The sequence below is a fragment of the Nocardia ninae NBRC 108245 genome (genome assembly GCF_007990755.1).
Lineage (GTDB): Bacteria > Actinomycetota > Actinomycetes > Mycobacteriales > Mycobacteriaceae > Nocardia > Nocardia ninae.
The window spans coordinates 65292-90271 of sequence record NZ_BJXA01000022.1; the positions used below are offsets into that span (position 1 = coordinate 65292).

Here is a 24980-nt window from a genome sequence, read left to right on the forward strand (position 1 = left end):
CAGGCAAACCTGCCGTCGGAATTTTCGGTCAACGGCGGCGTAGCTGGACTCTGGCGGACCGGCCGCCGGTCGGCGCCGATCCCTCGTGCGCACTGGTCAGAGCGAGCATGGCCAAGCCGGTATCGCGGATCAACATGTCCAGGTCATCGACCAGAGCGGTGATGGTGTCGCGGAGCTGGGGCTGGGTCGCGGGGTCGAGTGCATCGAGGACATGATGCAGTCGCAGACCCACATCGAACAGGTGTCGAACCAACCGGTCGCCGACGTCGGCGAATTGCGCGTTACCGCCGAGGGATTCGAACAATAGGTCGGATCGCTGCGGGCGGTGCACACGCGTGGAATTGCCGGTGTAGTCGAGTCGCGCGGAGTCAGGCATGTCCTCCTCCTTCGTTGGTAGGTGGGTAAACGCCTGCGAGCCGCACTTCGGGACTCGGACCAGATCTTTAATTTTAGGGTTACTTAAGCAATTTTCGCTATCGCGTCCATGCCCCGAAACCGATCCGCAACAGGTGGGACAATGAAGACATGCCCGCCAACCACGCAAGCGAGACGCGTGCGCTGTCGGTAGAGGAATCTCTGGACCTGCTCCACAGCGTCTGCTTCGGCCGCATCGCGTTCTCGCGGCACGCCTTGCCCGCGATCCGGCCTGTCCGGCACACGGTCGTCAACGGCTGCATTGTGATCGCCGCCGACCCGGCGATGATCCGCACGCTGCACAGACAGGTTGTCGCCTACGAGGTCGACACCATCGATCACCAGACCACGCTCGGCCGGTGCGTGATCATCACCGGCGTCGCCGACACCGTCACCGACCGTCAGGAACTCGCCAAGTACCAGGCTCACCTGCAACCGTCGGCCGCGCAGGACAATCAGCTGATCGTCATTGATCCGGACATCATCACCGGCATCGAATACGTCGGCAGCAACGGGGCATGACCGAGTTTGTCTGCCCTGGGTGAACATGGTTCGGGCCGGCGCGGCGGGGTGTAAGACTCGTCGGTATGGCAGCAGAAGAGGATGGCGTCGTAGTCGATCTCGATGCGCGCCGCCGTAGCGAATCCCGCAGCGACCGGGTCGAAACGGCGTCGCCGCTGCTGCGCGCCGTCTACGGCGAAGTGCTGCGCGACGAGCGGCTGGATCAGGACCGCACGCTGGCCGACGTGGCGACCGACGTCGGTATGTCCAAGCAGTACCTGTCCGAGATCGAGCGGGGACGCAAGGAAGCATCGTCGGAGATGCTGCGTTCGATCTGCTTCGCGCTCGGGCTGCCCGTCGAGTCCCTGCTTTTTCGCGGCGCTCGGAAACTGGGCGCGCTGCGGCAACTGCAACTGCACCGCCGCCCGGTCTCCGAGGCGCGCGTCGAGCTGCTGGCGGCCTGAGCCGTCAGTGGTCGCGGGTGAAGATCAGCTCGTCGGCCAGGCCGTACTCCACCGCCTCCTGCGCGGTGAACACCCGATCGCGGGCGGTGTCCTTGCGTAGCTGTTCAACGCTCTGACCGGTGTGCTTGCTCAGAATGGCCTCGGTCTGCGCGCGCACCCGCATCACCTCCGCCGCCTGCAGCGCCAGGTCCGAGATGGTGCCCTGCCCCTGCGCCGACGGTTGATGCAGCAGCACGCGTGAGTGGTTCAGCACGTACCGGCGCCCCGGCGTGCCCGCCGCCAACAGCACCGCCGCGGCGGACACCGCCTGCCCCATGGCGTAGGTCTCGACCGGTGTGCGCATGAACTGCATGGTGTCGTAGATGGCCAGCATCGCCGTGTTCGAGCCGCCCGGCGAGTTGATGTACAGACTGATCTCTCGATCCGGCGACTCCGACTCGAGGTGCAGCAGTTGCGCCATCACGACATTCGCGACGCCGTCGTCGATCTCGGTGCCCAGGAAGATGATTCGGTCATTGAGCAGTCGGCTGAAGACGTCGAAGGAGCGCTCGCCGTTCGGCGTGCGTTCGATGACATGGGGAATCGTGTACTGGGACATGGTCACAACCCCGCTCGGTGTGCGTTGGTGAATGGTGCGATCTGCGCGAAGCTGGCGGCGATCTCGTCGACGATGCCGTACTCGCGCGCCTGCTCCGGCGTGAACCAACGGTCCCGGTCGCTGTCGATCCTGATCTCCTCCAGCGAATGCCCCGTCTCCGCGGCGAGAATCTGCTCCGACTGCAACTTCATGTACTCGAGATTCTCCGCCTGGATCGCGATATCCATGGCGGTGCCACCGATGCCGGCGGACGGCTGGTGCATCATGATCCTGCTGTGCGGCAGGCTGATTCGCTTACCTTTGGTGCCCGACGCGAGCAGCACCTGCCCCATGCTCGCGGCGAAGCCGACGGCCACGGTCACCACGTCGTTCGGGATGAGCTTCATCGTGTCGTAGATGGCGAGGCCGGCGAGCACCGACCCGCCTGGGGAGTTGATGTAGAGGACGATGTCGCGCTTGTCGTTCTCGCCTGCGAGCAGCACCAGCTCGGTGCACGCCCGCTCAGCCATCGCGTCATCGACCTCACCGGTCAGTTGGATCGTCCGATGCCGGAGCAATCGGTCGGCTAGTTGGCCCCGGTAGTCCAGGTGCGATGTTTCGATCATGACTCAGGTCTACTGCCCTTCGAGCACCGAATGCCGCTGTGTCTGCCGACAGCAGACCGGGCAGGGAACCAGGGCATTTTCGGCCCGCTCGCGTCGGCCGAGGTTGTTAAGGTTCGCGAATGACAGAGGGAGTTGCGGTCGTGCTGCTGCGGCCGGCCGGCCCCGCGGACGTAACCACGATCGCGCAGATCTGGTATGCGGGCTGGTGTGACGCACACCTGGGAAACATCCCCGACGAGCTGATCACGGTCCGCCCGCGCGAATCCTTCGATACGCGTGCGGCACAACGGGTCCCGGACACCACCGTGGCGACGGTGGGTGACGCTGTCGCCGGGTTCGTGATGGTGCACGGCGACGAGGTCGACCAGGTCTATGTCTCCGGTGACCACCGCGGCTCCGGCGTCGCGGCAAGCCTGCTCGCCGCAGCGGAAAGCCGGGTCCGCGCCGATGGCCACCAGCGGGTCTGGCTGGCTGTGGTGCCGGGCAATACTCGGGCCCGCAAGTTCTACGAGAAGCACGGCTGGTCCGACGAAGGTCTGTTCGTCCACAAAGCGCCTGGTCCGGCGGGGCCGGTCGACGTACCCGCTCATCGCTACGTGAAGCGCTTCGACTGACCGCGCCGGGGTGGACCGCAGAAAGCCGAGCCGTCGAATCCGCGCCGCCGGACCGCTGCCGAGAGGGACCTGGCAGGGGAACGGCGCGCCATCTCTCTGGACAGCTGGCACTCCGGAGCCACTGCTAGTCGAGCGACGGCGCGTTCGAATCCTGCACGACCGGTTCCGCGGTAGCGACCATGCTCCCGAGCAAGGCCAGCGCACGCTCGGAATCGGACCCGGGCTCAGCGTGGTAAGCGATGAGAATCTGCCCCGGCGCACCGTTCACGGACAACGTTTCGTACGACAGTGTCAACTCGCCGACCATCGGGTTGCGGAAGCGTTTGGTGCCTGCGGTCTTGCCCCGAATGTCGTGGCGCGCCCACAGACGGCGGAAGTCCTCGCTCTTCAGTGACAGCTCGCCGACCAGTTCGGTCAAACGAGGATCATCGAGATCGCCTGCGGTGGCGCGCAGACTTGCTACCGTCTCCGCGGCGTGCATCGCCCACTCCGGATAAATATTGCGGGCCTCCGGATCGAGAAACATCATCCTGACCTGGTTGACGCCCGGCGTCAAACACGAATTGACCGCAGTGGCAAGCGGATTCGCAGCGAGCACATCCAGATATCTACCGAGCACCAGCGCAGGGGTGTTCGGCCACGTCTGCAGCAGCGCCAGCAGCCCGGGACTCACCCGCTCGGGCCGCTGCGGCGCGCGCCTGCGCCGCACCACCGGGCGCGCCAGCTCGCGCAGATGGGCGGTGCCCTCTTCGTCGAGCGCGAACACCCGCGCCAAGGCGGCGATCACCTGCTCGGACGGATGCTTGTCCCGGCCTTGCTCCAGCCGCACGTAGTAGTCGGCGCTCATCCCCGCGAGCATCGCTACTTCCTCACGACGCAGCCCGGCCACGCGCCGCTGACCGCCGCCGGACATCCCGAAATCCGCCGGACTTACCAGCTCGCGCCGAGCCCGGAGAAAGGCGCCCAGTCGGTTGTCGGAGTCCATTCATCGAGGGTAAGCCAGGGCCGAGCCGGCTGGGTGGCCCTCCCACTACCAGGAAGTCCACCCCCTGGCACGAGGCCGTGACCAGCACCAATGTGGTGGTCATGACAAACAACCTCACCGGCCGCGTCGCGGTCGTCACCGGTGCGTCCAGTGGAATCGGCGCCGCCACCGCACAGCGCCTGGCCGCCGACGGCGCGAAGGTCGCGCTGCTCGGACGGCGCAAGGATCGGCTCGAAAAGCTGGCCGCCGAGATCGGCGGCGAGGTCCTCGCCGTCGAGGCCGACGTCGCCGTGCAACAGTCGATCCTGGACGCCGCGGCGACGGTGCGAGCGGCCTTCGGACCGGTAGACCTCGTGGTCGCCAACGCAGGCGTCATGCTCCCCGCGCCGTTCGAATCGGCACACACCGACGAGTGGGACCAGATGGTCGCCACCAACATCAACGGATTGCTCTATACCGGACGGGCGTTCATCGACGACCTGCTCGCTGCGGCCGGCAAGGGCGAGCGCGCCGACCTGGTCCACGTCGGTTCGGTCGGCGGACACATGGTATTCCCCAACTACGGCGTCTACGACGCGACCAAGGCCGCCGTCGCACACCTGACCCGCAACCTGCGCGCCGAGTTCGGTCCGCGCGGCGTTCGCGTGAAGAACGTCGAACCCGGCTTCGTCACCACCGAACTCGGCGCGGGTATGCGCGACGAGGACCAGAAGGTGGTTCTTGCCGAATGGCGCGGCCAGCTGGAAACCCTTGTCTCCGAGGACATCGCAGACGCCATCGGTTACGCGGTCGCTGCTCCGACGCGGGTCAACGTCGCCGAGATGATAGTCGTGCCGACCCAGCAGGGCTGAATGTGCAAGGCCCGCTGACGCATTCGGCGTCAGCGGGCCTCGGTGCACGGTTCAGCGCACTACTTCTCGATACCCTCGAAATCCCACAGCCCACTCCAGGTGAGTTCGGCCTTCTTCACCTTCTCCGACCGGCCCGCTGCGGCCATGTAGTCGAACATCGGGATGTCGGCCATGTCCTTGAACAGCAACTCCTGCGCCTTGGCCGTGATCCGGTAGGACTCCTCCAGGGTCGGTGCGGCCAGCGCGCTGTTCAGCAGCTCGTCGAACTGTTTGCTGTCGTAGGTGACGCTGTTGGTCCCCGAGAAGCTGTAGTACTGCGAGGTCAGGAACTGCAGCATGGTCGGGTAGTCGCCCTGCCAGCCGTGCCGGAACGCCTTACCGATCGTCTTACCGGTGATCGCGTCCCTGATGGTCTTGAACGTCGGGTACGGCGCGCCGATCGCCTCGATGCCGAGGGTGTTCTTGATGCTGTTCGCCGTCGCTTCGACCCAGGCCTGGTGGCCGCCGTCGGAGTTGTAGGCGATCTCGTAGCGGCCTGACCACGGCGAGATGGCGTCGGCCTGCGCCCAGAGCTTCTTGGCCTCCTCCGGGTTGTACTTCAGCAATTCGTTGCCGGGCAGTTTATCGCTGTACCCGGGCAGGGTGCGTGCGGTGAAGTCGAGCGACGGAATCCTGGTGCCGTGGAAGATGTTCTGGCAGATCTGCTCCCGGTTGATCGCCATCGAGATCGCCTTGCGCCGCAGCACACCTTCTGCACCGCTGAAGTGCGGGACGTTGGTCTGGATGCCGAGCGCCTGCTTGTACGCGATCGGCTTCTTGATCGCCCGATCGCCGAGATCCTTTTCGTAGGAGGCCATTGCGGTGTCCGGGATAACGTCTAGCGCGTCGAGATTGCCCGCCTGCAGATCGGCGTAGGCCGTGTCGAAAGACTGGTACATCACGAACCGCAGGCCCTTGTTCTTGGGTTCGCGGCCACCCTTGTACTCCGGGTTGGGCACCAGGTCGATCTGGACGTTGTGCTGCCACGCGCCCTCGCGCGCGAACTTGTACGGGCCGTTGCCGATCGGGTTCTCGCCGAACGCCTTCAGGTCCTTGAACGCGGCTTCGGGCAGCGGGTAGAACGGCGCAAACCCGAGGCCGACCTCGAAGTCGATCGAGGGCTGCTTCAACGCCACGGTGAAGGTGCGGTCGTCGACCACCTTCAACCCCGACATCGTCTGCACCGCAGGCTTTTCCGCCTGCACATCATCGAAACCGATGATCGGCGCGAACACGTAGTTCTGCAACTGCGCGTTGGTCGCCAGCGCACCGAAATTCCAGGCATCGACGAACGACTTCGCGGTGACCGGTGAGCCGTCCGAGAACTTCCAGTCCGGCTTGATGGTGATCTTGTAGTTCTTGCGGTCGGGCGACTCGATCGACTCGGCAAGCTCGTTGTGCGCCACGCCGTTGGCGTCGTAGTACTTCAGCCCCGCGAACAACCGGTCGACCACGCGGCCGCCCATATTTTCGTTGGTGTTGGTGGGTATCAACGGGTTCTGCGGCTCGCCGCCGTTGACCGTGACGATGTCGGCGTCGCCACCGTCATCCGACGAGCATGCGGTCAGCCCTAGGCTTGTGGCCATCAGTGCCGCCGCGAGCAGCGCACCAGCTCTTGTGAATCTCACGCGTTCTCCCGATTTCGAACCGGCTATCGGGGCCCCACCCGATCGCCTTGGAATGTCCTCGGACACTAACCATTCCGGCGTCGGTTGTCATGGGATCCACCGATGATCGGACCCGCGGCGGGCCGCTGCGGGCGCCGACCTCTTATGTCCGGCTCTCCAACGTCTCCTTGACCTTGGCGATGGCGAATCCCCAGGCCTGGTCGAAAGTCGGTTTCGGGGGGATCGAGATCTCGTCGGGGTTGGTGACGACATCGAGCAGCACGGGCTTGCGCTGCGCGAAGGCCTCCGCGACCGCCCCGTCCAGATCATCGGGATCGGTGATCCGCCGTGACTCGAGGCCCATCGCCTGCGCGACGGCGGCGATATCCGGATTGTCGAGCACGGTGCCGAACTCGGGCAGGCCACCTTCCTCCTGCTCCAGCTTGACCATGCCGAGTCGTCCGTTGTTGAACACCACCAGCGTGACCGGCAGGTCATAGGTGACCGCCGTCCGCAGGTCGCCGAGCAGCATCATCAGGCCACCGTCGCCGCAGAAGGCCACCACTTGACGTTCGCGATCGAGGATCTGCGCGCCGAGCGCCTGCGGCATGGCGTTGGCCATCGACCCGAAGTTGTAGGAGCCGAGCAGTCGGCGGGTGCCACGCAGGCTGAGGAATCGGGACAGCCACACCGTGGACATGCCGGTGTCCGAGGTGAAGATGGCGTCGTCGGCGGCGTGCGTATTGACCGCTGCGGCAACCGCTTCCGGGCGGATCAGCTGATCCGGGTTGTCCAGATGCTTGCGGATGCGGCCGAGGAATTTGCGATCGTGTTTGGGCTCGGCCAGCCGATCCTGCAGTCCGGACCAGCGCTGGTACTCCGTCTGCGCCTTCTTCAGGTGCTTGTCGGAGGACTTGGCGTCCAGTTTCGAGAGCAGTTCGCGCAGTGCGGGCCCCGCGTGACCGACCAGCGCGACATCGACCGGCGTGCGGCGACCGATGTGGTCGAGCCGGGCGTCGAGCTGGATGACGGTCTTGCCGGTGGGATACCAGTCCCGATACGGGAAGTCGGTACCCACCATGAACAGCACGTCGCAGTCTTCGAGCGCCGAATTGGCGGCGGGATTGCCGATCAAACCGGTTTGGCCGACCGCAAAAGGATTGTCGTGCTCGAGGCCTTCCTTGGCCTTGATGGTGAGCACCATCGGCGCGGAGAGCTGTTCGGCGAGCCGCAGCACCTCCTCGCGCGCCTCCCTGGCCCCGATGCCGACCAGCAGCGTGACCTTGTCCGCCTTGTTGAGCGTGTCCGCGGCCTGCACGATCTCGGCCGCACCCGGCACGATCGTGCGATCGCGGGCGACGAACCGGGGACGCTCGTCCGAGTCGAGCTTCAGACCGCCGATGTCACCCGGAATGGTCAGTACACTCACACCCTGCCGGGAGACCGCGGCGTTCACCGCCTGCTCCAACAGCCGCGGCATCTGGGCGGCGCTGGTGACGGTGGCGGTGAACTCCGAGACGTCGCGGAAGACCGCGTCGTTGTCGACCTCCTGGAAGTATTCGCTGCCCATCTCCGAGGTCGGCACCTGACCGCAGATCGCCAGCACCGGTGCATGCGACTTCTTCGCGTCGTAAAGTCCGCCGAGTAGATGGATCGAGCCGGGGCCCACGGTTCCCATACACACCCCGATGGTGCCGGTGAGCTGGGCCTGTGCGCCCGCGGCGTAGGCGGCGACCTCTTCGTGTCGCACGCCGATCCATTCGATCCGGTCTTCTCGGCGGATCGCGTCGGTAATCGGATTGAGTGCGTCGCCGACGACGCCCCAGACCTGGGTGACACCCTGGTCGGCCAGCGCAGTGACGATCATTTCCGCAACAGTGGTCATCGTCGGCTCCTCCTCCTAGTCAGTCGGCTCGGCGATCAGTGCGAGACTCGTCGTCCGGTCACCAAACCCACCAGGAACAGCAGAATCACCGCGCCACCGATGCAGGTGAAGAAGCTGAACCACAGCCCGCCACCCTCGACGTCGACGCCGAACGCCTTCAACAGGAAGCCGCCGAGCAGACCGCCGACAATGCCGACGACGATGTTCAGCAGAATCCCCTGCTGAGCGTCCGTCTTCATGATCTTGCTGGCCAGCCAGCCGGCGAGGCCGCCGATGATGATCCATCCGATGATCCCGAGACCCAGCATGATGTCCTCCTGACGTTGGTTCTGGCACGCCGGAAAAGAACGCGCTGCGGCGGTCATACCCCTCGCAGCGCAGCCCAAGCAGAGCCGCGAGCTTCACCACATCGAGACTCGCTGACCGTTTGCTCGGACTGCCGCCGGGTAGCCGGGGGCAATGACCACCGCACGTCCGCACGACAGGGCCCCTACCACGCGTGCCGATCGGCACGATCCCGCGATGCCCGGCGATGCTGTCGCACGGATAGTGGTTGTCGTCCCGGTACGCAACGAGGGGCGCCTGCTTCCGGAGTGTCTGGCGGCATTGGCGCGAGCGGCCGCGCGGGTGGACGTGCGAGTCCGTATCCAACTCGTACTGGACGCCTGTACCGACGAATCCGAGCAGGTGCCGCCGCCGGAGGTCGAGGTCATGCGGGTCGAGGAGCGCAATGTCGGTGCGGCCCGCGCGCGTGGCTTCCTGCATGCCGGTGCGGCCTGTGGCGCCGAGACCTGGTTCGCAACCACCGACGCTGATTCCCAGGTGGACGAGCTGTGGTTGCGGAGGCAGCTCGATTACGCCCGCGCCGGAAGCGATGTTGTCGCAGGCATCGTCGAGGTCCGCGACTGGGCCCCACATACGCCCGCCACCCGGCGACGCTACGAAGACGAGTACCGCACGAGCGGTCCGCACGGCCACATACACGGCGCGAATCTGGGCTTTCGCGCGGATGCCTACTGGCGGGTCGATGGTTTCCAGCAGCTGCGGACCGGTGAGGACGTCGACTTGGTGACGCGCATGGTGGCCGATGGCGCGCGGATCGCGTGGGCCGAGGACGTCCGAGTCATCACTTCGGCACGCCGGGTCGGACGCGCACCGCAAGGGTTCGCTGCTCATTTGCGGCGAATCGAGAGTTCGCCCAGCACCCAGCGCAGGAGCGCCTGATGTCGCCGACCGAGGTCCTGCGGTCAGCGGCTGCGGCGGACTCGACCGCACCGGCGGCCACCGGCACGATGGCGAGCGCGCTACGGCGGCTCGCCGATTCCGGTCGGCTCGAACTCCCCGCTCCCGGGTCCGGCCACACCATCGACCGCTGGCGCACGCTCGCCGATTTCACCTTCGGCAATGTGGTGGTCGGACGGATGGTGGAGGCGCACGCCGATGCGGCGGCGATCCTGGCGGAGCTCGGCGGTGGTGCCGTCGAGCGCGGCCAGATCTGGGGAGTGTGGGCCGCCGAGCCCCCGAAGCCGGTGCTGCAAGCCCGGTTCGGACCGGGCGGATGGACGCTGGACGGACGTAAGCCGTGGTGCTCCGGCGCGACGATCTGCACCCACGCCCTGGTCACCGCGCGCGCCGGCGAGGAACGCAGGCTGTTCGCCGTCGACCTCGGCCAACCGTCGGTGCGGCCGGTGCCCGGTACCTGGCATGCCGTGGGCATGCGGGAATCCGACTCCGGCGCAGTGGACTTCCACGCGGCCGCCGCCGAGCCGATCGGCGGCCCCGGTGCGTACCTGGCCCGGCCCGGGTTCTGGCACGGCGCCATGGGCGTGGCGGCCTGCTGGTACGGCGGCGCCAGTGCCGTCGCCCGCACCCTGCACGACCGCGCCACCGACGAGCACGCATTGGCCCACCTCGGCGCCGTCATGAGCGGATTGCAAGCCGCCGCACTGTGTTTGACCGAGGCCGCGCACCAGACCGACGCAGACCCGACCGACCGCTCGGAAACGGCGCGGCTGCGCGCCAGGACGGTCCGGGCCGTCGTCGAGGACGCGGCGACGGCAACTCTCGACCGGGTCGGCCGGGCGCTCGGGGCCGCTCCGCTGTGCGCCGACGCCGACCACGCACAACGCGTCGCCGACCTCACCGTCTACCTCCGGCAGAGCCACGCGGAGCAGGATCTGGCCCAGCTCGGCCGTGACTATGCGGAAAGGGAGTACTCATGGTTGCCGAACCGCTGATCGATCTCGCTGCCCGGGGCACGCCCGAGCGCACCTGGGCCCGCTGGCGCCACCGTCGCCCGGAACTCTCGCTGACCGGCTGGCGGCACCTGATCGTCGTCGCGCCGCACCCCGACGACGAGGTGCTCGGGGTCGGCGGTCTGATCGCGCTGGCACGCTCGCGCGACCTGCCGGTCACCATCGTCACGGTGACCGACGGTGAAGCGTCGCATCCGGGCTCCCCCACCTGCGCGCCGTCCGAACTCGCCGACCTGCGGGTGCAGGAATCGCGCCGGGCGGCCCAGGAATTGGGCGTCGACGCACCGATCCGGCTCGGCATCGGCGACGGCCGGGTGGCCGCCGATGAAGCCGCGGTTACCGACGCACTGTCGGACATCTTCGCCAGCTGCGGCCGCACGGGTGCCTGGTGCGCGACGACCTGGCGGCGCGACGGCCACCCGGACCACGAAGCTGTCGGGCGGGCCACCGCCGCGGCTTGCGCGGGCACCGCGACCCGGCTGCTGGAGTTCCCGGTCTGGATGTGGCACTGGGCAACTCCGGAACATCCGGTGGTGCCTGCCAGCCGGGCCCGAACATTGACCTTGCCCGGGTCGGCGGTCGAGGCCAAGGTGCGCGCCCTCGCGCAATTCCGCAGCCAGATCTTGCCGATGTCGGACGATCCCGCCGACCAGCCTATCCTGCCGCCCGCGGTGCTCGACCGGTTCACCGGCAACACGGAAACGTTCTTCGTATGAACGGGACCGGGCTGGCAGCGGACTATTTCGAGGACATGTACGCCCACGATCCCGACCCGTGGGGCTTCACCACCCGCTGGTACGAGCAGCGCAAACGCGCACTCACTATGGGGGCGCTACCGAAAGCCCGCTACCACAACGCCTTCGAGCCCGGCTGTTCGATCGGCACCCTCTCGGTGGAGCTCACCGACCGCTGTGATCGGCTGGTGTGCACCGACATCGCAGCCCAAGCGCTCGACTCGGCAAGCAAACGCATCGATCGCCTGCCCGAATCCGCGCGCGGCGCAGTCGAATTCCGCCGCTGGGCGCTCGGTGAGCAATGGCCCAACGAACATTTCGACCTGATCGTGCTCAGCGAGGTCTGCTACTACCTCGATTCCACCACCCTGCGTACGGCTTTCGGGCAGGCGGTGCAGCATCTCGAACCGAACGGCACGCTGCTCTGCGTGCACTGGCGCCGCAAGGTGCCCGAATACCCGCTCTCCGGTGATCATGTACACGCCATCGCCCGCACCACCCAGGGTTTGACGGCGCTGGCGGGGTATCACGACGAAGACATGTTGCTCGACGTCTTCACGGCGGGCGACCCGGTCTCCGTCGCGACCACCGAGCACCTCACGTGACCGCGCCGACGGCCTACGCCATCGCGAAGCGGAGCAGCGCCTGCTTGTCGCCCTGCTTGATCTTGCCCTTGCGGTTCAGCACTTCCAGCTGCCAGGTGGTGCCGGAACGGAACGCGCGGGCAACGGCATTGGCGTTGTCCGTGCCGAGCAGGGACGGCCAGATGTCGGCCACCTGCTGGCTGGTGCCGCCGCTGGCGTCGTAGACCTTGAAGCTGATGTTGTTGGCCTTCTCGAATGAGCTGCCCTTCTTGAAGGCCACCGCGACGAAGATGATGGCGTCGATGCCGCCGGGCACGTCGGCGAAGGTGACGTGCACCGTCTCGTCGTCGCCCGCGGCGGCGCCGGACTGCTCGTCACCGCTGTGCAGCACGGAGCCGTTACCCAGCGGGTCGAGCGAGTCGAGCCCGGCGAAGCGGACCGGCTCGGCACCCTGCATGAGAATGGCGATCAGGTCCAGGTCGACGCCTTTCTTGCGGCGCGCCCAGCCGAGCGCCCCACCACTGGCACCCGCCGAGGGATCCCAGCTCACTCCGACGCTGAGCTTGGTGACGCCGGCGAGATCCGCGGCGCCGTCTTCTTTCTTGAGCGTGATCATGGGTTCAGATTAGCGGGGGTTTCGGAACTTCAAGCGCCGGAAAGATTCTCATTCGGCTAATGGGCGACAACACCGGCAACCGTGAAATCCATTGATAGCTAATGGCTCTCGCCGATGCTCAAGCGCTCGATGTGGCTTTGGACAGCAACCGGTGCAGCTGACGTTGCTCCCTGGCCGACAGCCGACGCAGCGGCAGATGCCGGGTCATCGCGTCGACCAGCTTTTCGCGCTGCGTCACGCCGGCCACGGTGAGCGCCACCACCTTCACCCGCTTGTCGTCCGGACCGGGTAGTCGCTCGACGGTGCCGCGTTTCTCCAGCTTGTCGACGATGAAGGTGACCGTCGACGGGTCACTGCAGGTGCGGCGGGCGAGCTCGGACATCGAGGGCGGCGCGGCCGTCGGGGTGAGATGCCAGAGCATGTTCGCCGACGGCACGGTGAGATCCAGGTCGCGAAGGACGCTGACGAGGGCGGCGTCGAGCTGGTCGGAAACCGTACGGAGCTCGGCGAGCAGGCGATAACCGAGGTCTGCTTCAGGCAGGTCCGCTGTCACGGACCACAGTGTAGACAGCTACTTGAAGTCTCCTATGAAGTTACTTTGACACTCAAACCTCGAAACGGCGTTTTCGGCGGCCGTGCCGGTTGGGCGGCGGCCGTAGACCGCAGACAGTCCCGGCGAGTCTCGGCCACGGCGAGCGCGGATCACCTTGGCCGACTGGCTATTTACAAAGGCGGCCGACGCGCGGTTCGCTGGGGCATGGCTGATCCGTGGAAAGAACAGAACGTCGCGGCGCACGCGTTGGCATTGGTACACGAGGCGGCGGGACCGTATCTGGACAGCCTGCCGGAGCGACCGGTGCACGATGCCACCCAGGACCCGCTGATCGACGACCTCGGCGGCCCGCTGCCCGAAGACGGCGATGGTGCGCTGGCGGCGATCGAGCGGTTGCTCGCGGTCGGCACGCAGGCGTCGGTGCACTCGGCCGGGCCGCGTTTCTTCCATCTCGTGGTAGGCGGGGCGACACCGGCGGCACTGGCCGGGGACTGGATAACCGCACTGCTGGACCAGAACTCGGGCCTGTGGGTCACCTCGCCGCTGGCGTCGCGCACCGAGACCGTCGTGCTCGGGTGGCTCAAGGATCTGTTCGGCCTGCCGCAAGACTTCGGCGCGGTGCTCACGCCGAGCGCCACCTTCGCGAACCTGACCGGGTTGGCCGCGGCCCGTTATTGGTGGGCAGATCGGCACGGGGTGGACGTGGTCGCCCAAGGATTGGCCGGCCTGCCACAGCTGCCGGTGTTCACCAGCGGACTGGTGCATGCCAGCACCCGCAAGGCCTTGCAGATCCTCGGCTGCGGCCGAGATACCCTGCGCACCTTCGTCCGTGACGATGCCGGACGGATCGACCTGGCGGCGCTGGAACAGGCGCTGATCGAGCTCGACGGCGCGCCCGCGGTGATCGTCGGCAACCTCGGTGAGGTGAACACCGGCGACTCCGACCCCATCGATGACCTGGCCGACCTGGCCGAGCAATACGGGTCCTGGCTGCACGTGGACGGCGCTTTCGGACTGTTCGCAACGGTCTCACCACGCACGGCGCACCTCGCCCGCGGCGTCGAGCGCGCGGATTCGATCACCGCCGACGGTCACAAATGGCTGAATGTGCCGCAGGAGAGCGGGTTTTCGTTCGTCAAGGACAACACGGTGCTCGGCAAGACTTTCGGCGGCTGGGGTGCCGCCTACCTGCCGACCCTCGATGACGAGCAGGTCAGCTACAACATGCACGGTCCCGAATCCTCGCGCCGTGCACGCGCATTCCCCATCTGGGCGACACTGCGTGCTTACGGCCGTGCGGGTTACCGAGACATGGTGGAACGTCACCTCGACGTGGCCGCTCACCTCGGCCGGGTTGTCGACGAGGCAGCCGACTTCGAGCTCTTGGCGCCGGTTCAGTTGTGCGTCACCTGTTTCCGATACCGTCCGCCCGGTGTGCCGGAAGGCGAGCTGAACGCCCTCAACGCTCGACTCGGCGCGGCAATCCTCGACGACGGGCGCGTCTATGTCGGCACCACCACGTATCGAGGCATGACCGCGCTGCGGCCGACTTTCGTCAACTGGCGCATCACCGAGCCCGAAGCGGATCTGCTGATTCAGGTGATTCGCGAAATAGGGCCTGGGCTATAGGCTTTCAGCGTTGCTCAGGCTAAAAACTTCAGGGACGAACGCTCACCGTTGCGGAGCGCCTCAGTGTGGGCGGCGACGTTGATCGCGTCGCTCAACGTCGCGCCCGCGTCCAGTTTCGCGATCACCCTGGCCTCGGCATCCTTGACGGCCGTCGCGGCGTCGACGAGGTGCTCGAGGCGATCCGGATCGATGACGATGACCCCCTCCTCGTCGGCCAGGATCAAGTCGCCGGGCGCCACCGCGACGCCGCCACAGGTCACCGGAACCTGTAGCTCACCGAGCTGAGCGGTGGTGCCCGCCATGGGAGTGATGTATCGGCTGTAGATCGGCAGCTCGCAGCGGCGGACATAACCGATGTCGCGGTATCCCCCGTCGATGATGATTCCGCCGAGCTGCCGGACCTGCGCGCCGCGCGCGAAAATCTCTCCCGCGAAGGCGATTTCGCTTCCGTCGCCGTCTACCACGATCACATCGCCGGGTGCGGCGGACTCGATCGCTCGCAGTACCGCGAAGAAGTCGCCCCGGCAGCGCACGGTGAACGCGGGTCCGAGGATCCGTACCTCGGCCGACCGTGCCCGAATCCCGGTGTCCATCACCCGCATCGACTTGTCCGCGTCGCACAGTGCGGTCGTATCGACAGAGTGAACCTTCGCGACAAGTTCGTCGGTCAGCATCAGCGCCGCCCCTTCGAGGCTCGGAGTGTCCAGTCCCCCAAACCTTACTTCCCGGGCCTTGTTCGGGTAGCTGCCTCGACCGCGGACGGAAGTTGCGGCGGGTCTTACTTGTTCAACGATCCCAGGCTTTCTGCCAGCAGAAACTCTGCCTCGCGCTACCGGACGAAACACGGTGGAGCTTGGAAAGCCGCACATCACACCGCCGACAGCGACGGCCGGCTAGCGTGCGGGCTTGGGTCTCGGGTTGCCCGCGATCGGTATTCCGGTGCGCCGGGTCTGGGCCAGCGAAGCGGGCGAGTCGGCGCTTCGGGCGGCGGTTCGGGGGATGACGGGTGGTGTCTCGGGGGTCGGGTGTGCTCGGTAGACGGCGAGGATTGCGGTGCCCCAGACGTAGGGGTCGGCTTGGGCGCTGCCGAATGGTGACCAGGCCAGGCGGGTTCGGCCGGTTTTGTCGTCGGTGTCGGAGTCGTAGACGAGGATGTTCATCGCGAACCGGGTGGGATCGACCGGTTCGGGCAGCGCGGTGAGGGGGATTTTCACCTCGATCGAGTAGCCGCGGTACGGCTCGGTGACCAGCGATGCCACCTGCATCCCCGGTAGCGATGCGCCCTGGTGGTTGTCGGCGTCGCGCTCTGCGGCCGGTCCGCCTCGGTTTGCGGTGTACGGCAGGATGCCGGTCTTGAAGGTGGTCGAAGTGTCGTCGGAGGTGCCGCTCGGGTCGATGGCGATCTCGACCGAGTCTGTCCGCCAATGCCTTTTGATGTCGTCGGCTTCCAGTGCAGCGCCTTCACGGTCATCGGCGATGTTGACCAGCACATATAAATCGTCGTCATGCCTGGAAAGCTTTGCAGTCGCCGCACACCCACCGCCGCCCTGCCAAATAGCAAGCGGCAGTTCAGGTCCCGGGTACTCCCCTGGTCCCTCGATGCCGTTCAGAATCGGCGCGATCGCCACGGCCGGGACGACGGTGCTCGGATTCGGTGGATAGTCCGGCTGGACCCGGTTGGCCAACCACGGCAACCCGGATCGGTCGGCCCACTCCGCGAACTCGGCGTACCGCGGTTTCAGTCCGGTTTGCCGATGCACCGGCACCTCGACGAATCGACCGTCCTCGGCCAGCACCGTGAACCACTCGGAACCGAGCTGATTCGGATCGGTCGGAACCTGCGCAGGCTTCGCGGCGAAACCCTGTGTCAGATATAGCCGAGTGGCGTCGCGTTCGACCTGCGCCCAGGTCGTGTTGTGTGCGCGCGAGCGAACACCAGACCAGACGCCGGTGACCGGCAACCCGGTGTCGGGATCGGTGTGCCGCAGTTCGGCTGCTTCCGGACCGAGCAAAGTGCCGAACCCGTAGTTCTGCGCGAGCAGCCTGGTCGGACGCCACACCGACAGTCCCTCACCGGTGAGCTGTTCCGGATAGACCTGCCGATCGCCTGCCAGCCGGAACGCCTCGATACCGAGCCGCGCCGAGAGTTGGTGTCCGCCATGCTGATCGAACGGTCGAGGGTCCATCACCACGATCGTGTGCGGTGTGGTCAGCCGGACCAACCGCACCAGCCTGGCGAGAGTGTCCTGCTCGTCCCACACACGCGCGGTCAGCGGTGCGGACAGGGTGTACCAGAAGTCCGGTTTGTCGAGGTAGTAGATGTTCTCGATCCCGGCGAGGGCGTTCGCCTTGCGTTCCTCCGTCTCGCGGATCAGCCCGAGCTCGGGGCCTTCTTCCAGCCCGACGGCATTGCCGCCACCCTCGCCGCGCGTGACCGTGACGACGCCGGTGGTCCAGCCGAACTCGTCGCGCCACCGCCCGAACGTGGCCAGGTTGCTCGACTCGTCGTCCGGATGCGCACCGATGAACAACACGTCGGTGTGCGCCGGATCCGTGCTTGCGACGCTGGCCGAGGAGCTGTCCGCAACCAGCCAGGTGGCGGCCAGCCCGGCGGCGAGGACCGTTCGACGGCGCAGTATCGCCTCGAAGCCTCCCGCCACCCGAACCTCCAGTCGCCTTGTCGCACGTCAGTGCCGAACATAGGCGAGGCATGCGGAGGGGCGAGCCTCGGGTGCGGCCTCCCCGGCGAGGCGGTCGGGGTCAGCCCAGCGATTGCAGTGCGGTGTGCAGCCGGTCGAGTGCCGCGGCGATCCACGGCAGGGACGTCGGATCGTTGCTACCCAATGCTTCCCAGCGCTGATCAGCCGTTTGCCCATAAAGCAGGCTCGTCGCCGCCCGGAAACGCAGACTCTCCCGCGTGTCCCCGAAATGCTCGCCTGCCAGTACGCCGATGCCGTACTCGTCGAGCAGATGGTCGGCGAGCGCCACGCCCGTTTCGATGCCACGGGCGGCTAATGCGGGACGGAACAGCTCGAGATCGGGATAGAGATAGAACCCGGCTTGCGGTGCCCGGCACGCGACCCCGGCCTTAGCGAACACCGTGTGTGCCGCGCGCGCTACCGAGGCGTGCAATCGCCGGCTCGCGGCGATATGCGCCGTCACCTCGGCAGGTGCGTCGAAGGCGAAGACCGCCGCCGCCTGCATCGGACCTGCCAGACAGGACCAGACTTCACTACCGAGTCCGGTGATCTGCGCTGCCAACTCCTGTCCCGCTCGGCCAGGCGGGGTGCGGAGAAAGCCGATCCGCCAGCCACCGAGCGCCATGGACTTGCTCAGTCCGCCGGTGACGATGGTCCGGTGCGGCAGCATGGTCGCCGGGCTATGCATCGCCTCGGGGTCATAGGCGAGGTCGCGGTAGATCTCGTCGCAGATGATGGTCATGCCGTGCCGGTCGGCGATCTCGCAGACCCGGGCGATCAGGTCCGCGCCTGCGATGGTTCCCGTGGGGTTGTCCGGCACGGTCAGGATGAGAATCCGCGGGTCTGCGCCCGCCTCGCGGGCTTTCGTCAGCGCAGGTTCGAGCAGGTCCGGGTCCGGCACACCACCCGCGATACGCGGGATCGGCACCCCGATGGCGCGTTTGCCGAGGAAACCGATCTGCGCTGGATACGTGACCCAGGACGGGATGGGCAGCACCACATCGCCCGGCAGCACCGCGATGGCCGCGTACAGCAGCGCCTTGCTGCCCGGCGCGAGGATGACCTGCTCGGTGTCCGTGCGCAGACCACGCCGCGAGAGGTACCGCGCCGCGGCTTCGCGGGCCCGGACGGTCCCGGCCACCGGGGCGTAAGAGTTCTCCGTCGCGCCCTCGGCCAGTGCGGCGGCGATCTCGGGCAGCACCGGCAGTCCTGCCTCACCGAAGCCGAGATGCAGGATGTCTTGGCCGGCCGCCCGGCGTGCGTTGATCGATTCGTTGAGGGCCAGCGTGGCCGAGCGCGGTACCAAGGGTCATCTCCTGATGTCGAAAGCGGCTGGGGCCTTTGGTTATTCGTCCGTGACGGGCAGGCGGTACTCGCGGCGCATGCTGGTGCCGAGTTTGCCGATGTGCGCGCCGTAGATGTGGATCGAGATCACCGTCGAGGTACCGGCGTTGCGCACCAGGTGGATGTCGCCGGGCGGGGCGAAACCGCAAGCGGTGCCCGCCTCGTTGACCACGTGATCCACCGCGACGAGCCGGGCCGACTCACCCTCGCCACGCAATTCGTAGCGCCATTCGGTCTCGGCGCCCTCGTAAACCCCTGCGACACACCAGGACACATGGTCGTGAATCGGCGTCTGCTGCCCTGGCAGCCACACCAGGGCCACCACGGAGAAACTCCCGTCGTCCTCGGTGTGCACGAGATGCTGTCGATACTTCTCCGGCGAACCCTCCCGGAACTCGGCGGGCAGCAGATTCGGCTGCGCCAGAAAGCCTTCGAGCCGATTGGCGACGAGCTGTGCAGCCTCGGCCGGTGGGCGTTCACGCCGGACGACTTCGCGCACCGCGGCGACCAGATCGGTGAGGACCGGCGTACACGGGGCAGCAGTACTGATGGACATGGCGACTCCGATCGAACAAGTAGACCAACGCGCGCCGCACCTTCGATCAGCGGCGCTGCCGACTCGTTTGAAACACCTTGCCCAGCAACGGAAGATCACTGACGGCCAGGCTTTGGAGTCGGCTTATGTCGACCAGCTTGCATGGCGGCAACGCTACGGTCTACTTAGACATTGTTGCCGTAACCAAAGGATCTGTTATGTGTGCGGCAGGCTGTTTCACTTGCCGCTCATCTCATCGGCGGCGACCTGCAACGCCTCCATCATGAGCCGGGTGACCGGAATGTTGTGATGACCGGCCAGCGCGTACGCCGCCACCGTCCGCGAGTCCACCGGAATCACCGGACGGCTCACCACCTTCGGATGGCGGATGAACGACTGCACCATGCTCGGCATCACCGCGATCCCGGTGCCCGCCGCCACCAGACTCTGCACCGCGAGATTGTCGTCCGTCGTGAAATCTATGTGCGGCTCGAAACCGGCGGTCGCGCACGACTCGATGAAATGGCTACGGCAGCGCACACATCCGGCGATCCACCGCTCGTCCGCCAGCTGCGCCAGCTCCACCGTTCGCCGCCGCGCCAGCGCATGCCCCTTCGGCAGCAACACGATCAAAGGATCGTTGAGCAACGAAACCTTGTACAGGTCATCCGATTCCGGCTGCTCACTCGAGGCGTCATAGGTGAACGCCAACGTGATGTCACACTCCCCCCGCCGCAACGCCTCCACCGAATCCGGCGGCTCTGCATCGAACAACTCGACCCGGATCCCCGGATGCCGCGTCTTGATCGCCGCCACCGCCGACGGCACCAACGTCGCACTCGCACTCGGAAACGCACACACCCGAACCCGCCCCGTCTTCAACCGGGTAATCGCCGTCATCTGCTGCTGCGCCGCCGAGATCGTCCCCAGAATCCCCGCCGCATGCTGCGCCAGCACCTGCCCCGCATCCGTCAACCGCAACCCCCGCCCCACCCGCACGAACAGCGGCGTCCCCACCGACCGCTCCAACGCCTTCATCTGCTGACTGATCGCCGGCTGCGTATACCCCAAACTCCGCGCCGCCGCCGCAAACGAGCCCGTCCGCACGACCTCGTCGAACACCCGAACATGCCGTGAGTCGAACATCGGTCCAGAATAAGCATTTCTTTGGGGTGCATAGGGTTTCGCGGGGATTGGGGAGAAGTCAGCAGGTCCACCCCCTGCCTGACCCTCGTCAGCTACCACCCATAGACAGAGAAGGGCTTTCCCTCCGCAACATGCTGCATAGCCACTTCGCAGTACCCGATCATGTGCTCCGGCAACTCGTCGACCGCGAACCAGCCGAGGGCACTGCACTTCTCAGGTTCCCTATTGACAGGCTCCCCCTCCCACTCAGTCACAGTGAAGAAGAACGCCACCCGCCCACCAGCCGAGGAGTTGTGCATAACGTGACTGAACCCCACATCGCCCGGCTCGACCACCACCCCAATCTCTTCCTCGGCCTCACGAATCAAAGCCGCAACCACAGACTCACCCGCCTCCAGATGACCAGACGGCAGATGCCACGCCCCATCCTCGAAACCAGTGTTCTGCCGCCTGCCGAACAACACTCGGTCACCGCGCCGCAGTAACAGGTGAACATCCCCAGTCACCTTGTGCCGCGGACGTTTCGTCTCCTCATCAGGTTCCCAAGCAGCGCCACTCATCGGTTGACCCGCTTCTCTCGTAGTCGAACAACTTGCCCGCACGTCGACACTGCTGCGAATAGCCACCCCGGGGTAAGTGATGTCGCGGCTGCAGGCGTGTCAGCCCGGTGCAGCCTTATTCAGCGTCTCGGACAGATCCGGGACGGGCGACCATGCGTAGACCCGGCCGATACTGAATCGCTCGAGCAGACCTCGCTTCTCTAAGTCGTATAAGTCGTTGCGGGCGGTCTGACCCGAGACTCCGTGACTCTTGCTATGCGACTTGACCGTAAATTCGTTGCCAGAATTTCGCATCGCCGACTCCAGTAGCGCTAGTTGACGATAGTTGAACTCGCCGGAACCCGAGAGGAGCGTTCGCGCGTGCTGCACTTCCTGCACCTTGCGGTTGAGATAATCATCCAACTCGTTCATCGACCGCTTCAGGACCTGGAGCTGGTAGATAATGAAATGAGTCAGATCGCCGTCATCTTGCTCCGTATAGATGAATGAACGCGAATATTTCGACGGAGCCTTCTTGAGAATTTTTGATATTGTCAGGTACTCCGTTAACCAGTATCCCTGCTTCAGCATGCTCCAGTAGAAGAGAGCACGGGCGGTTCTACCGTTCCCATCCTCGAAATAGTGGTCGTAGCCCGCCATGAAGTGGATCGCCAGTGCCCTGACCACGGGTGGCAAGTACCGCTTGTCATCCGACTTGGCGTTTGCGAAGTCGCACAAGGCTTGCAGTCGCGCCGGTAGCTGATCGACAGGCGGCGGGACATGCAAGACGTTGTCTGCGGCATCGAACACCTTGACACGATCGGCGGGATCAGGGTCATTCTGCAATTTGCCTGCCGAATCCGGATTATCGAGCGTGCCCTCGGTCACTATCCTGTGAAGTTCGCAGACCATTTCGGGAGTGAACTCGGCATTCCTGTTCTCCCGCACAAATATCATTGCATTGTAGTTATTCAGGATCATCTGCTCACTACGATCCTTGGGCCGCATGCCATGCCTGATCATATTCTTGGCATCCAACCGACTGGTCGAGGCACCCTCCAATTGACTGGAGGCAATAGCCTCTTCGATGAGCGAACTGACCACATACCGATCCCTTGTTGCAGGATTCGTAACCTGTTCAGGCGCGGCAATTTGACCACTGGCTCGCTGCGCAACTTCATCCAGTAGCCGCAACACCTCATCGGGAAGGGCATACGCAAACGGTTCTCCGGCAACCGAATACAACGGCAACCGGCGACGCATCGACAGTCGCCCCATCTTGTTCGCGAACCACCACTCCTCGACTGTCAAGCCGTCCGGCGGAGTCTTGTATCTGAACTTGTCCCACGGAAGATAGGGCGCGACGGCGGTGCTTTCAGCCGACTCCATCACCCTCAGCAAGCGCGTGCCGCTACCGCTGCTGAACTTGTTCAGCAACTCCCTCATGCTTGGCGGTGGAGCGGGAGTCTTGATGGCTCGATCCTTCCGTCAGCCGGACATCGGCTCGAGTGCATGGTGGTCGCAGACGAAGCGCGGGGATGGCTCGCCTCGACCGCACTATTCTAGCCCAAGTTCAAATTTTGACTTAATTTGAACTTCGTTTGACCTTCCTGTTGAGCCAGGTGGGCTGCGCAAACTCAGGAAGTCGAGGTGGCTCTGAGGAGAGCCCGCCACCGCCACGACGACTGGCGAAGTTCAAATTTTGACTCAATTTGACGTTATTTGAACTTGCAGGTCTAAGGACAAACCGGGGAGGGGTCTGGGGGCGCGGCATCGGGACTGGCGCACCGCGGTGGGGGTCCGGGGGGCGCGGGCATCGGGGCTGGCGAGCCGGGGACCAGACTTCGGTGGGCACACCTGGGAGGGGGCCCGGGGGCGCGGCATCGGGGCTGGCGAGCGGGGAGGGCTGGTGGTCGCGTCGGCAGGATGGGCGTGAGACTTCGTAGGGAACGATGAAAGCCCGGTCCGTGTGGACCGGGCCTTCTGGGTGGAGCTGCCGGGAATCGAACCCGGGTCCTCCGCCGCGTCTCCAGGGCTTCTCCGTGTGCAGTTCGCTGTGTCTCTACTCGGATCTCTGGGTCTCGCGAACAAGCTCAGATGACGATCCCAGTCGCTGTTCGATGTTCCATCCTGGTCCGCGACCGGCCAGGACGGTAAGTCCCTCTAGCTGATGCCAGTACCCGGGTCGAGGGACGAACCCGGACTGACAGAGACGACCTGCTACTTAGGCAGCGAGGGCGTACTCGCGCTGATTGGAATCGGCGCTTAATTGGTTGCAATGACGCTTACGGTGGTCTCTTGCCTGCACCGACACGCTTCCCCTGAATCTACGTACAAAGTCGAAACCGTTCAGCCCCGTACGTCCCGACACCTTGCCGGGCTGTTCATATTAACACCGGCCAGGGACCGTTTCTTCCCATTATTGGCCTGGTGTCCCGGACCCCGCTCAAGCTGCGGCGATAAGTCCGACGGCGACGAGGGCGAGGACCATGCCTGCCTGCTGTTGTCTGCCGACGCGTTCGCCGAGCAACACCATGGCGAGCAGCACGGTGGCCGCCGGGTAGAGCGAGCCGATCACGCTGACCAGGGCGAGCATCGAGCCGTGGAAGGCGTACAGCAGCGCCGCGTTGCCGATCACGTCCAGCACGCTGATGTAGAACGCGAGTCGCAAGGGTTCGCCACGTAACCGCTTGAACTCGCCGCGCGTCAATGCGGTCACCCACACCACACCGGTCGCCGCGACCCGCTGCGCGAGCAGCGGCCAGAGCCCGGCGGACGCGGCGGTCTCGTGCATGAAAACGAACATCAGGCCGAACGCCAAGCCGGATCCGACGGTCAGCAAGGCGACCATCTTGGTGAATCGCAGTTCGCGGCCGCCGGTGATCTCCTCGGTGACGGCGTCCGGGGACTCCCGGCTGACCAGCAACACCGCCACCAACGCGAAAACGATGCCGACGAAGGCGAGCGGTCCAGGTCGCTCCCCGGCGATCAGGCCGACCAGCACCGGGATGCCGGCCACCAGCACCGCGGTCAGCGGCGACACCACCGCCATCGGGCCGCTGGCGAGCGCGGCGTAGAACCACCAGACAGCAACGCCGCTGGCCACGCCTGCCGCCAGTCCCCAGCCCATCGACGCGACGTCCGCTACCCCGTCGACGAACGGCAGGAGTAGCAGCACCAGCACGATCGACATCGGGTAGGAGTAGATGACGACCCGCAGCGCGGTCACCTTGCGGGCCGCGACGCCGCCGAAGAAGTCGCTGACGCCGTAGCCCAAGGCGGCTACCAGCGACAGCAGGATGGCGGTCAGCGCATGCCTTTGATACGCCGCCCTAGCTCGCGGGTGACCTCGCGCTCGGCGGTGCGCTTTGCCAGATCTTGCCGCTTGTCGTAGTCCTGCTTGCCCTTGGCCAGGGCCAGTTCGACCTTGACCTTGCCGTCGGAGAAGTACATGGACAGCGGGACCAGCGTCTGGTTGCCCTCACGCGATTTGCCGACCAGCCGGTCGATCTCCCGCTTGTGCAGCAGCAACTTGCGGGTCCGGCGCGGCGAATGGTTGGTCCACGTGCCGTGGCTGAACTCCGGGATGTGCAGGTTACGCAGCCACACCTCGCCGTTGTCGACCGTCGCGAACGCGTCGACCAGCGAGGCCTTGCCCTCACGCAGGCTCTTGACCTCGGTGCCGACCAGCGCGATCCCGGCCTCGTAGACGTCCAGGATCGTGTAGTTGTGCCGCGCCCGGCGGTTGGTCGCGATGACCTTGCGCCCCTGTTCCTTCATAAC

At 65.7% G+C, this 24980-nt stretch carries 27 protein-coding genes and 1 other RNA gene; 9 read left to right on the forward strand and 19 right to left on the reverse strand.

The window, feature by feature from the left end:
* Nucleotides 1-28: 28 nt before the first annotated feature.
* Nucleotides 29-376 carry a hypothetical protein gene (locus NN4_RS18100; protein WP_147132487.1) on the reverse strand — a complete coding sequence of 116 codons (348 nt, stop codon included), beginning with the start codon at nt 374-376 and terminating at the stop codon, nt 29-31.
* A 149-nt stretch (nt 377-525) separates the two neighbouring features.
* Between NN4_RS18100 and NN4_RS18105 the strand changes: the two genes are divergently transcribed.
* Together NN4_RS18105 and NN4_RS18110 are read left to right on the forward strand one after the other, a co-directional pair.
* Nucleotides 526-936, forward strand: coding sequence for a pyridoxamine 5'-phosphate oxidase family protein (locus tag NN4_RS18105; RefSeq protein ID WP_147132490.1), 411 nt, complete (start codon nt 526-528; stop codon nt 934-936).
* Between the two features lie 65 nt (nt 937-1001).
* Complete coding sequence (locus NN4_RS18110) at nt 1002-1379, forward strand: helix-turn-helix domain-containing protein (protein ID WP_147132493.1); 378 nt, start codon at nt 1002-1004, stop codon at nt 1377-1379.
* 4 nt (nt 1380-1383) lie between these two features.
* Here the strand turns inward: NN4_RS18110 and NN4_RS18115 are convergent, their stop codons facing one another.
* Nucleotides 1384-1977, reverse strand: a complete 594-nt coding sequence (locus NN4_RS18115; RefSeq protein WP_107658826.1) for a ClpP family protease — start codon at nt 1975-1977, stop codon at nt 1384-1386.
* Nucleotides 1978-1979: 2 nt separating this feature from the next.
* On the reverse strand, nt 1980-2582 hold the full coding sequence (locus tag NN4_RS18120; protein WP_135232874.1) for a ClpP family protease: 603 nt from the start codon (nt 2580-2582) through the stop codon (nt 1980-1982).
* A 119-nt stretch (nt 2583-2701) separates the two neighbouring features.
* On the opposite strand from NN4_RS18120, the gene NN4_RS18125 reads away from it, so the two are divergent.
* Nucleotides 2702-3196, forward strand: a complete 495-nt coding sequence (locus tag NN4_RS18125; RefSeq protein ID WP_147132496.1) for a GNAT family N-acetyltransferase — start codon at nt 2702-2704, stop codon at nt 3194-3196.
* A gap of 124 nt (nt 3197-3320) precedes the next feature.
* On the opposite strand, the gene NN4_RS18130 is transcribed toward NN4_RS18125, so the two are convergent.
* Complete coding sequence (locus NN4_RS18130) at nt 3321-4181, reverse strand: helix-turn-helix transcriptional regulator (protein ID WP_147132498.1); 861 nt, start codon at nt 4179-4181, stop codon at nt 3321-3323.
* Between the two features lie 101 nt (nt 4182-4282).
* Here NN4_RS18130 and NN4_RS18135 point away from each other — a divergent pair, with 101 nt between their 5' ends.
* Nucleotides 4283-5032, forward strand: coding sequence for an SDR family oxidoreductase (locus tag NN4_RS18135; protein ID WP_147132502.1), 750 nt, complete (start codon nt 4283-4285; stop codon nt 5030-5032).
* 59 nt (nt 5033-5091) lie between these two features.
* Here NN4_RS18135 and NN4_RS18140 read toward each other — a convergent pair whose 3' ends face one another.
* The 3 genes from NN4_RS18140 to NN4_RS18150 all read right to left on the reverse strand — a co-directional run bounded on the left by NN4_RS18140 (nt 5092) and on the right by NN4_RS18150 (nt 8871).
* Nucleotides 5092-6657 (reverse strand): peptide ABC transporter substrate-binding protein, encoded by a 1566-nt coding sequence (locus tag NN4_RS18140; RefSeq protein WP_147132621.1) that lies wholly within the window; start codon nt 6655-6657, stop codon nt 5092-5094.
* Between the two features lie 184 nt (nt 6658-6841).
* The gene (locus NN4_RS18145) at nt 6842-8563 is read right to left on the reverse strand and encodes a thiamine pyrophosphate-dependent enzyme (RefSeq protein WP_147132505.1); all 1722 of its coding nucleotides are present in this window, start codon (nt 8561-8563) and stop codon (nt 6842-6844) included.
* 35 nt (nt 8564-8598) lie between these two features.
* Nucleotides 8599-8871 carry a GlsB/YeaQ/YmgE family stress response membrane protein gene (locus tag NN4_RS18150; protein WP_147132508.1) on the reverse strand — a complete coding sequence of 91 codons (273 nt, stop codon included), beginning with the start codon at nt 8869-8871 and terminating at the stop codon, nt 8599-8601.
* 214 nt (nt 8872-9085) lie between these two features.
* Here NN4_RS18150 and NN4_RS18155 point away from each other — a divergent pair, with 214 nt between their 5' ends.
* The 4 genes from NN4_RS18155 (at nt 9086) to NN4_RS18170 (ending at nt 12157) form a co-directional block, all read left to right on the forward strand.
* Nucleotides 9086-9787, forward strand: coding sequence for a glycosyltransferase family 2 protein (locus NN4_RS18155; RefSeq protein WP_147132511.1), 702 nt, complete (start codon nt 9086-9088; stop codon nt 9785-9787).
* 68 nt (nt 9788-9855) lie between these two features.
* Nucleotides 9856-10800 carry an acyl-CoA dehydrogenase family protein gene (locus NN4_RS18160; RefSeq protein WP_147132624.1) on the forward strand — a complete coding sequence of 315 codons (945 nt, stop codon included), beginning with the start codon at nt 9856-9858 and terminating at the stop codon, nt 10798-10800.
* Complete coding sequence (locus tag NN4_RS18165) at nt 10782-11534, forward strand: PIG-L deacetylase family protein (RefSeq protein ID WP_147132514.1); 753 nt, start codon at nt 10782-10784, stop codon at nt 11532-11534. The genes NN4_RS18160 and NN4_RS18165 overlap by 19 nt, the downstream gene beginning before the upstream one ends.
* On the forward strand, nt 11531-12157 hold the full coding sequence (locus NN4_RS18170) for an SAM-dependent methyltransferase (protein WP_147132517.1): 627 nt from the start codon (nt 11531-11533) through the stop codon (nt 12155-12157). Before NN4_RS18165 ends, NN4_RS18170 begins: the two co-directional genes overlap by 4 nt.
* A gap of 13 nt (nt 12158-12170) precedes the next feature.
* On the opposite strand, the gene NN4_RS18175 is transcribed toward NN4_RS18170, so the two are convergent.
* Together NN4_RS18175 and NN4_RS18180 are read right to left on the reverse strand one after the other, a co-directional pair.
* Entirely contained in the window at nt 12171-12752 is a 582-nt protein-coding gene (locus tag NN4_RS18175) for a TerD family protein (RefSeq protein WP_135232881.1), read from the reverse strand.
* A gap of 118 nt (nt 12753-12870) precedes the next feature.
* Nucleotides 12871-13305, reverse strand: a complete 435-nt coding sequence (locus NN4_RS18180) for a MarR family winged helix-turn-helix transcriptional regulator (RefSeq protein WP_147132520.1) — start codon at nt 13303-13305, stop codon at nt 12871-12873.
* Nucleotides 13306-13509: 204 nt separating this feature from the next.
* On the opposite strand from NN4_RS18180, the gene NN4_RS18185 reads away from it, so the two are divergent.
* Nucleotides 13510-14934, forward strand: coding sequence for a pyridoxal phosphate-dependent decarboxylase family protein (locus NN4_RS18185; RefSeq protein WP_147132523.1), 1425 nt, complete (start codon nt 13510-13512; stop codon nt 14932-14934).
* A 14-nt stretch (nt 14935-14948) separates the two neighbouring features.
* Here the strand turns inward: NN4_RS18185 and NN4_RS18190 are convergent, their stop codons facing one another.
* From NN4_RS18190 to smpB, 10 genes are all read right to left on the reverse strand, one after another.
* A complete protein-coding gene (locus tag NN4_RS18190; protein WP_147132526.1) occupies nt 14949-15608 on the reverse strand; it encodes an RraA family protein in 660 nt (219 codons plus the stop codon).
* Between the two features lie 219 nt (nt 15609-15827).
* Nucleotides 15828-17594 (reverse strand): sugar-binding protein, encoded by a 1767-nt coding sequence (locus NN4_RS18195; protein WP_246180935.1) that lies wholly within the window; start codon nt 17592-17594, stop codon nt 15828-15830.
* A gap of 100 nt (nt 17595-17694) precedes the next feature.
* Complete coding sequence (locus NN4_RS18200) at nt 17695-18939, reverse strand: pyridoxal phosphate-dependent aminotransferase (protein WP_147132529.1); 1245 nt, start codon at nt 18937-18939, stop codon at nt 17695-17697.
* Between the two features lie 39 nt (nt 18940-18978).
* Nucleotides 18979-19533, reverse strand: coding sequence for a cysteine dioxygenase family protein (locus NN4_RS18205; RefSeq protein WP_147132532.1), 555 nt, complete (start codon nt 19531-19533; stop codon nt 18979-18981).
* Nucleotides 19534-19749: 216 nt separating this feature from the next.
* Nucleotides 19750-20658, reverse strand: a complete 909-nt coding sequence (locus tag NN4_RS18210) for a LysR family transcriptional regulator (RefSeq protein ID WP_147132534.1) — start codon at nt 20656-20658, stop codon at nt 19750-19752.
* Nucleotides 20659-20750: 92 nt separating this feature from the next.
* Nucleotides 20751-21218 (reverse strand): NUDIX hydrolase, encoded by a 468-nt coding sequence (locus tag NN4_RS18215; RefSeq protein ID WP_147132537.1) that lies wholly within the window; start codon nt 21216-21218, stop codon nt 20751-20753.
* Between the two features lie 99 nt (nt 21219-21317).
* Nucleotides 21318-22634, reverse strand: a complete 1317-nt coding sequence (locus NN4_RS18220; protein WP_222595099.1) for a Fic family protein — start codon at nt 22632-22634, stop codon at nt 21318-21320.
* A gap of 548 nt (nt 22635-23182) precedes the next feature.
* Nucleotides 23183-23554: a transfer-messenger RNA gene (gene ssrA, locus NN4_RS18225) on the reverse strand.
* A gap of 89 nt (nt 23555-23643) precedes the next feature.
* A complete protein-coding gene (locus NN4_RS18230; RefSeq protein WP_186818495.1) occupies nt 23644-24507 on the reverse strand; it encodes an EamA family transporter in 864 nt (287 codons plus the stop codon).
* Nucleotides 24504-24977, reverse strand: coding sequence for an SsrA-binding protein SmpB (gene smpB / locus NN4_RS18235; RefSeq protein WP_107658851.1), 474 nt, complete (start codon nt 24975-24977; stop codon nt 24504-24506). The genes NN4_RS18230 and smpB overlap by 4 nt, the downstream gene beginning before the upstream one ends.
* Nucleotides 24978-24980 lie beyond the last annotated feature (3 nt).

Excerpts from the sequence above, each read along its gene's own strand:
- NN4_RS18170 (WP_147132517.1), top strand. The coding sequence starts at position 11,531 with ATGAACGGGACCGGGCTGGCAGCGGACTATTTCGAGGACATGTACGCC.
- NN4_RS18135 (WP_147132502.1), top strand. The coding sequence starts at position 4,283 with ATGACAAACAACCTCACCGGCCGCGTCGCGGTCGTCACCGGTGCGTCC.
- NN4_RS18155 (WP_147132511.1), top strand. The coding sequence starts at position 9,086 with ATGCCCGGCGATGCTGTCGCACGGATAGTGGTTGTCGTCCCGGTACGC.
- NN4_RS18175 (WP_135232881.1), bottom strand. The coding sequence starts at position 12,752 with ATGATCACGCTCAAGAAAGAAGACGGCGCCGCGGATCTCGCCGGCGTC.
- NN4_RS18115 (WP_107658826.1), bottom strand. The coding sequence starts at position 1,977 with ATGTCCCAGTACACGATTCCCCATGTCATCGAACGCACGCCGAACGGC.
- NN4_RS18215 (WP_147132537.1), bottom strand. The coding sequence starts at position 21,218 with ATGAGTGGCGCTGCTTGGGAACCTGATGAGGAGACGAAACGTCCGCGG.
- NN4_RS18125 (WP_147132496.1), top strand. The coding sequence starts at position 2,702 with ATGACAGAGGGAGTTGCGGTCGTGCTGCTGCGGCCGGCCGGCCCCGCG.
- NN4_RS18105 (WP_147132490.1), top strand. The coding sequence starts at position 526 with ATGCCCGCCAACCACGCAAGCGAGACGCGTGCGCTGTCGGTAGAGGAA.
- NN4_RS18100 (WP_147132487.1), bottom strand. The coding sequence starts at position 376 with ATGCCTGACTCCGCGCGACTCGACTACACCGGCAATTCCACGCGTGTG.
- NN4_RS18190 (WP_147132526.1), bottom strand. The coding sequence starts at position 15,608 with ATGCTGACCGACGAACTTGTCGCGAAGGTTCACTCTGTCGATACGACC.
- NN4_RS18165 (WP_147132514.1), top strand. The coding sequence starts at position 10,782 with ATGGTTGCCGAACCGCTGATCGATCTCGCTGCCCGGGGCACGCCCGAG.
- NN4_RS18205 (WP_147132532.1), bottom strand. The coding sequence starts at position 19,533 with ATGTCCATCAGTACTGCTGCCCCGTGTACGCCGGTCCTCACCGATCTG.
- NN4_RS18185 (WP_147132523.1), top strand. The coding sequence starts at position 13,510 with ATGGCTGATCCGTGGAAAGAACAGAACGTCGCGGCGCACGCGTTGGCA.
- NN4_RS18210 (WP_147132534.1), bottom strand. The coding sequence starts at position 20,658 with ATGTTCGACTCACGGCATGTTCGGGTGTTCGACGAGGTCGTGCGGACG.
- NN4_RS18140 (WP_147132621.1), bottom strand. The coding sequence starts at position 6,657 with ATGGCCACAAGCCTAGGGCTGACCGCATGCTCGTCGGATGACGGTGGC.
- NN4_RS18145 (WP_147132505.1), bottom strand. The coding sequence starts at position 8,563 with ATGACCACTGTTGCGGAAATGATCGTCACTGCGCTGGCCGACCAGGGT.
- NN4_RS18160 (WP_147132624.1), top strand. The coding sequence starts at position 9,856 with ATGGCGAGCGCGCTACGGCGGCTCGCCGATTCCGGTCGGCTCGAACTC.
- NN4_RS18150 (WP_147132508.1), bottom strand. The coding sequence starts at position 8,871 with ATGCTGGGTCTCGGGATCATCGGATGGATCATCATCGGCGGCCTCGCC.
- NN4_RS18120 (WP_135232874.1), bottom strand. The coding sequence starts at position 2,582 with ATGATCGAAACATCGCACCTGGACTACCGGGGCCAACTAGCCGACCGA.
- NN4_RS18110 (WP_147132493.1), top strand. The coding sequence starts at position 1,002 with ATGGCAGCAGAAGAGGATGGCGTCGTAGTCGATCTCGATGCGCGCCGC.
- smpB (WP_107658851.1), bottom strand. The coding sequence starts at position 24,977 with ATGAAGGAACAGGGGCGCAAGGTCATCGCGACCAACCGCCGGGCGCGG.
- NN4_RS18130 (WP_147132498.1), bottom strand. The coding sequence starts at position 4,181 with ATGGACTCCGACAACCGACTGGGCGCCTTTCTCCGGGCTCGGCGCGAG.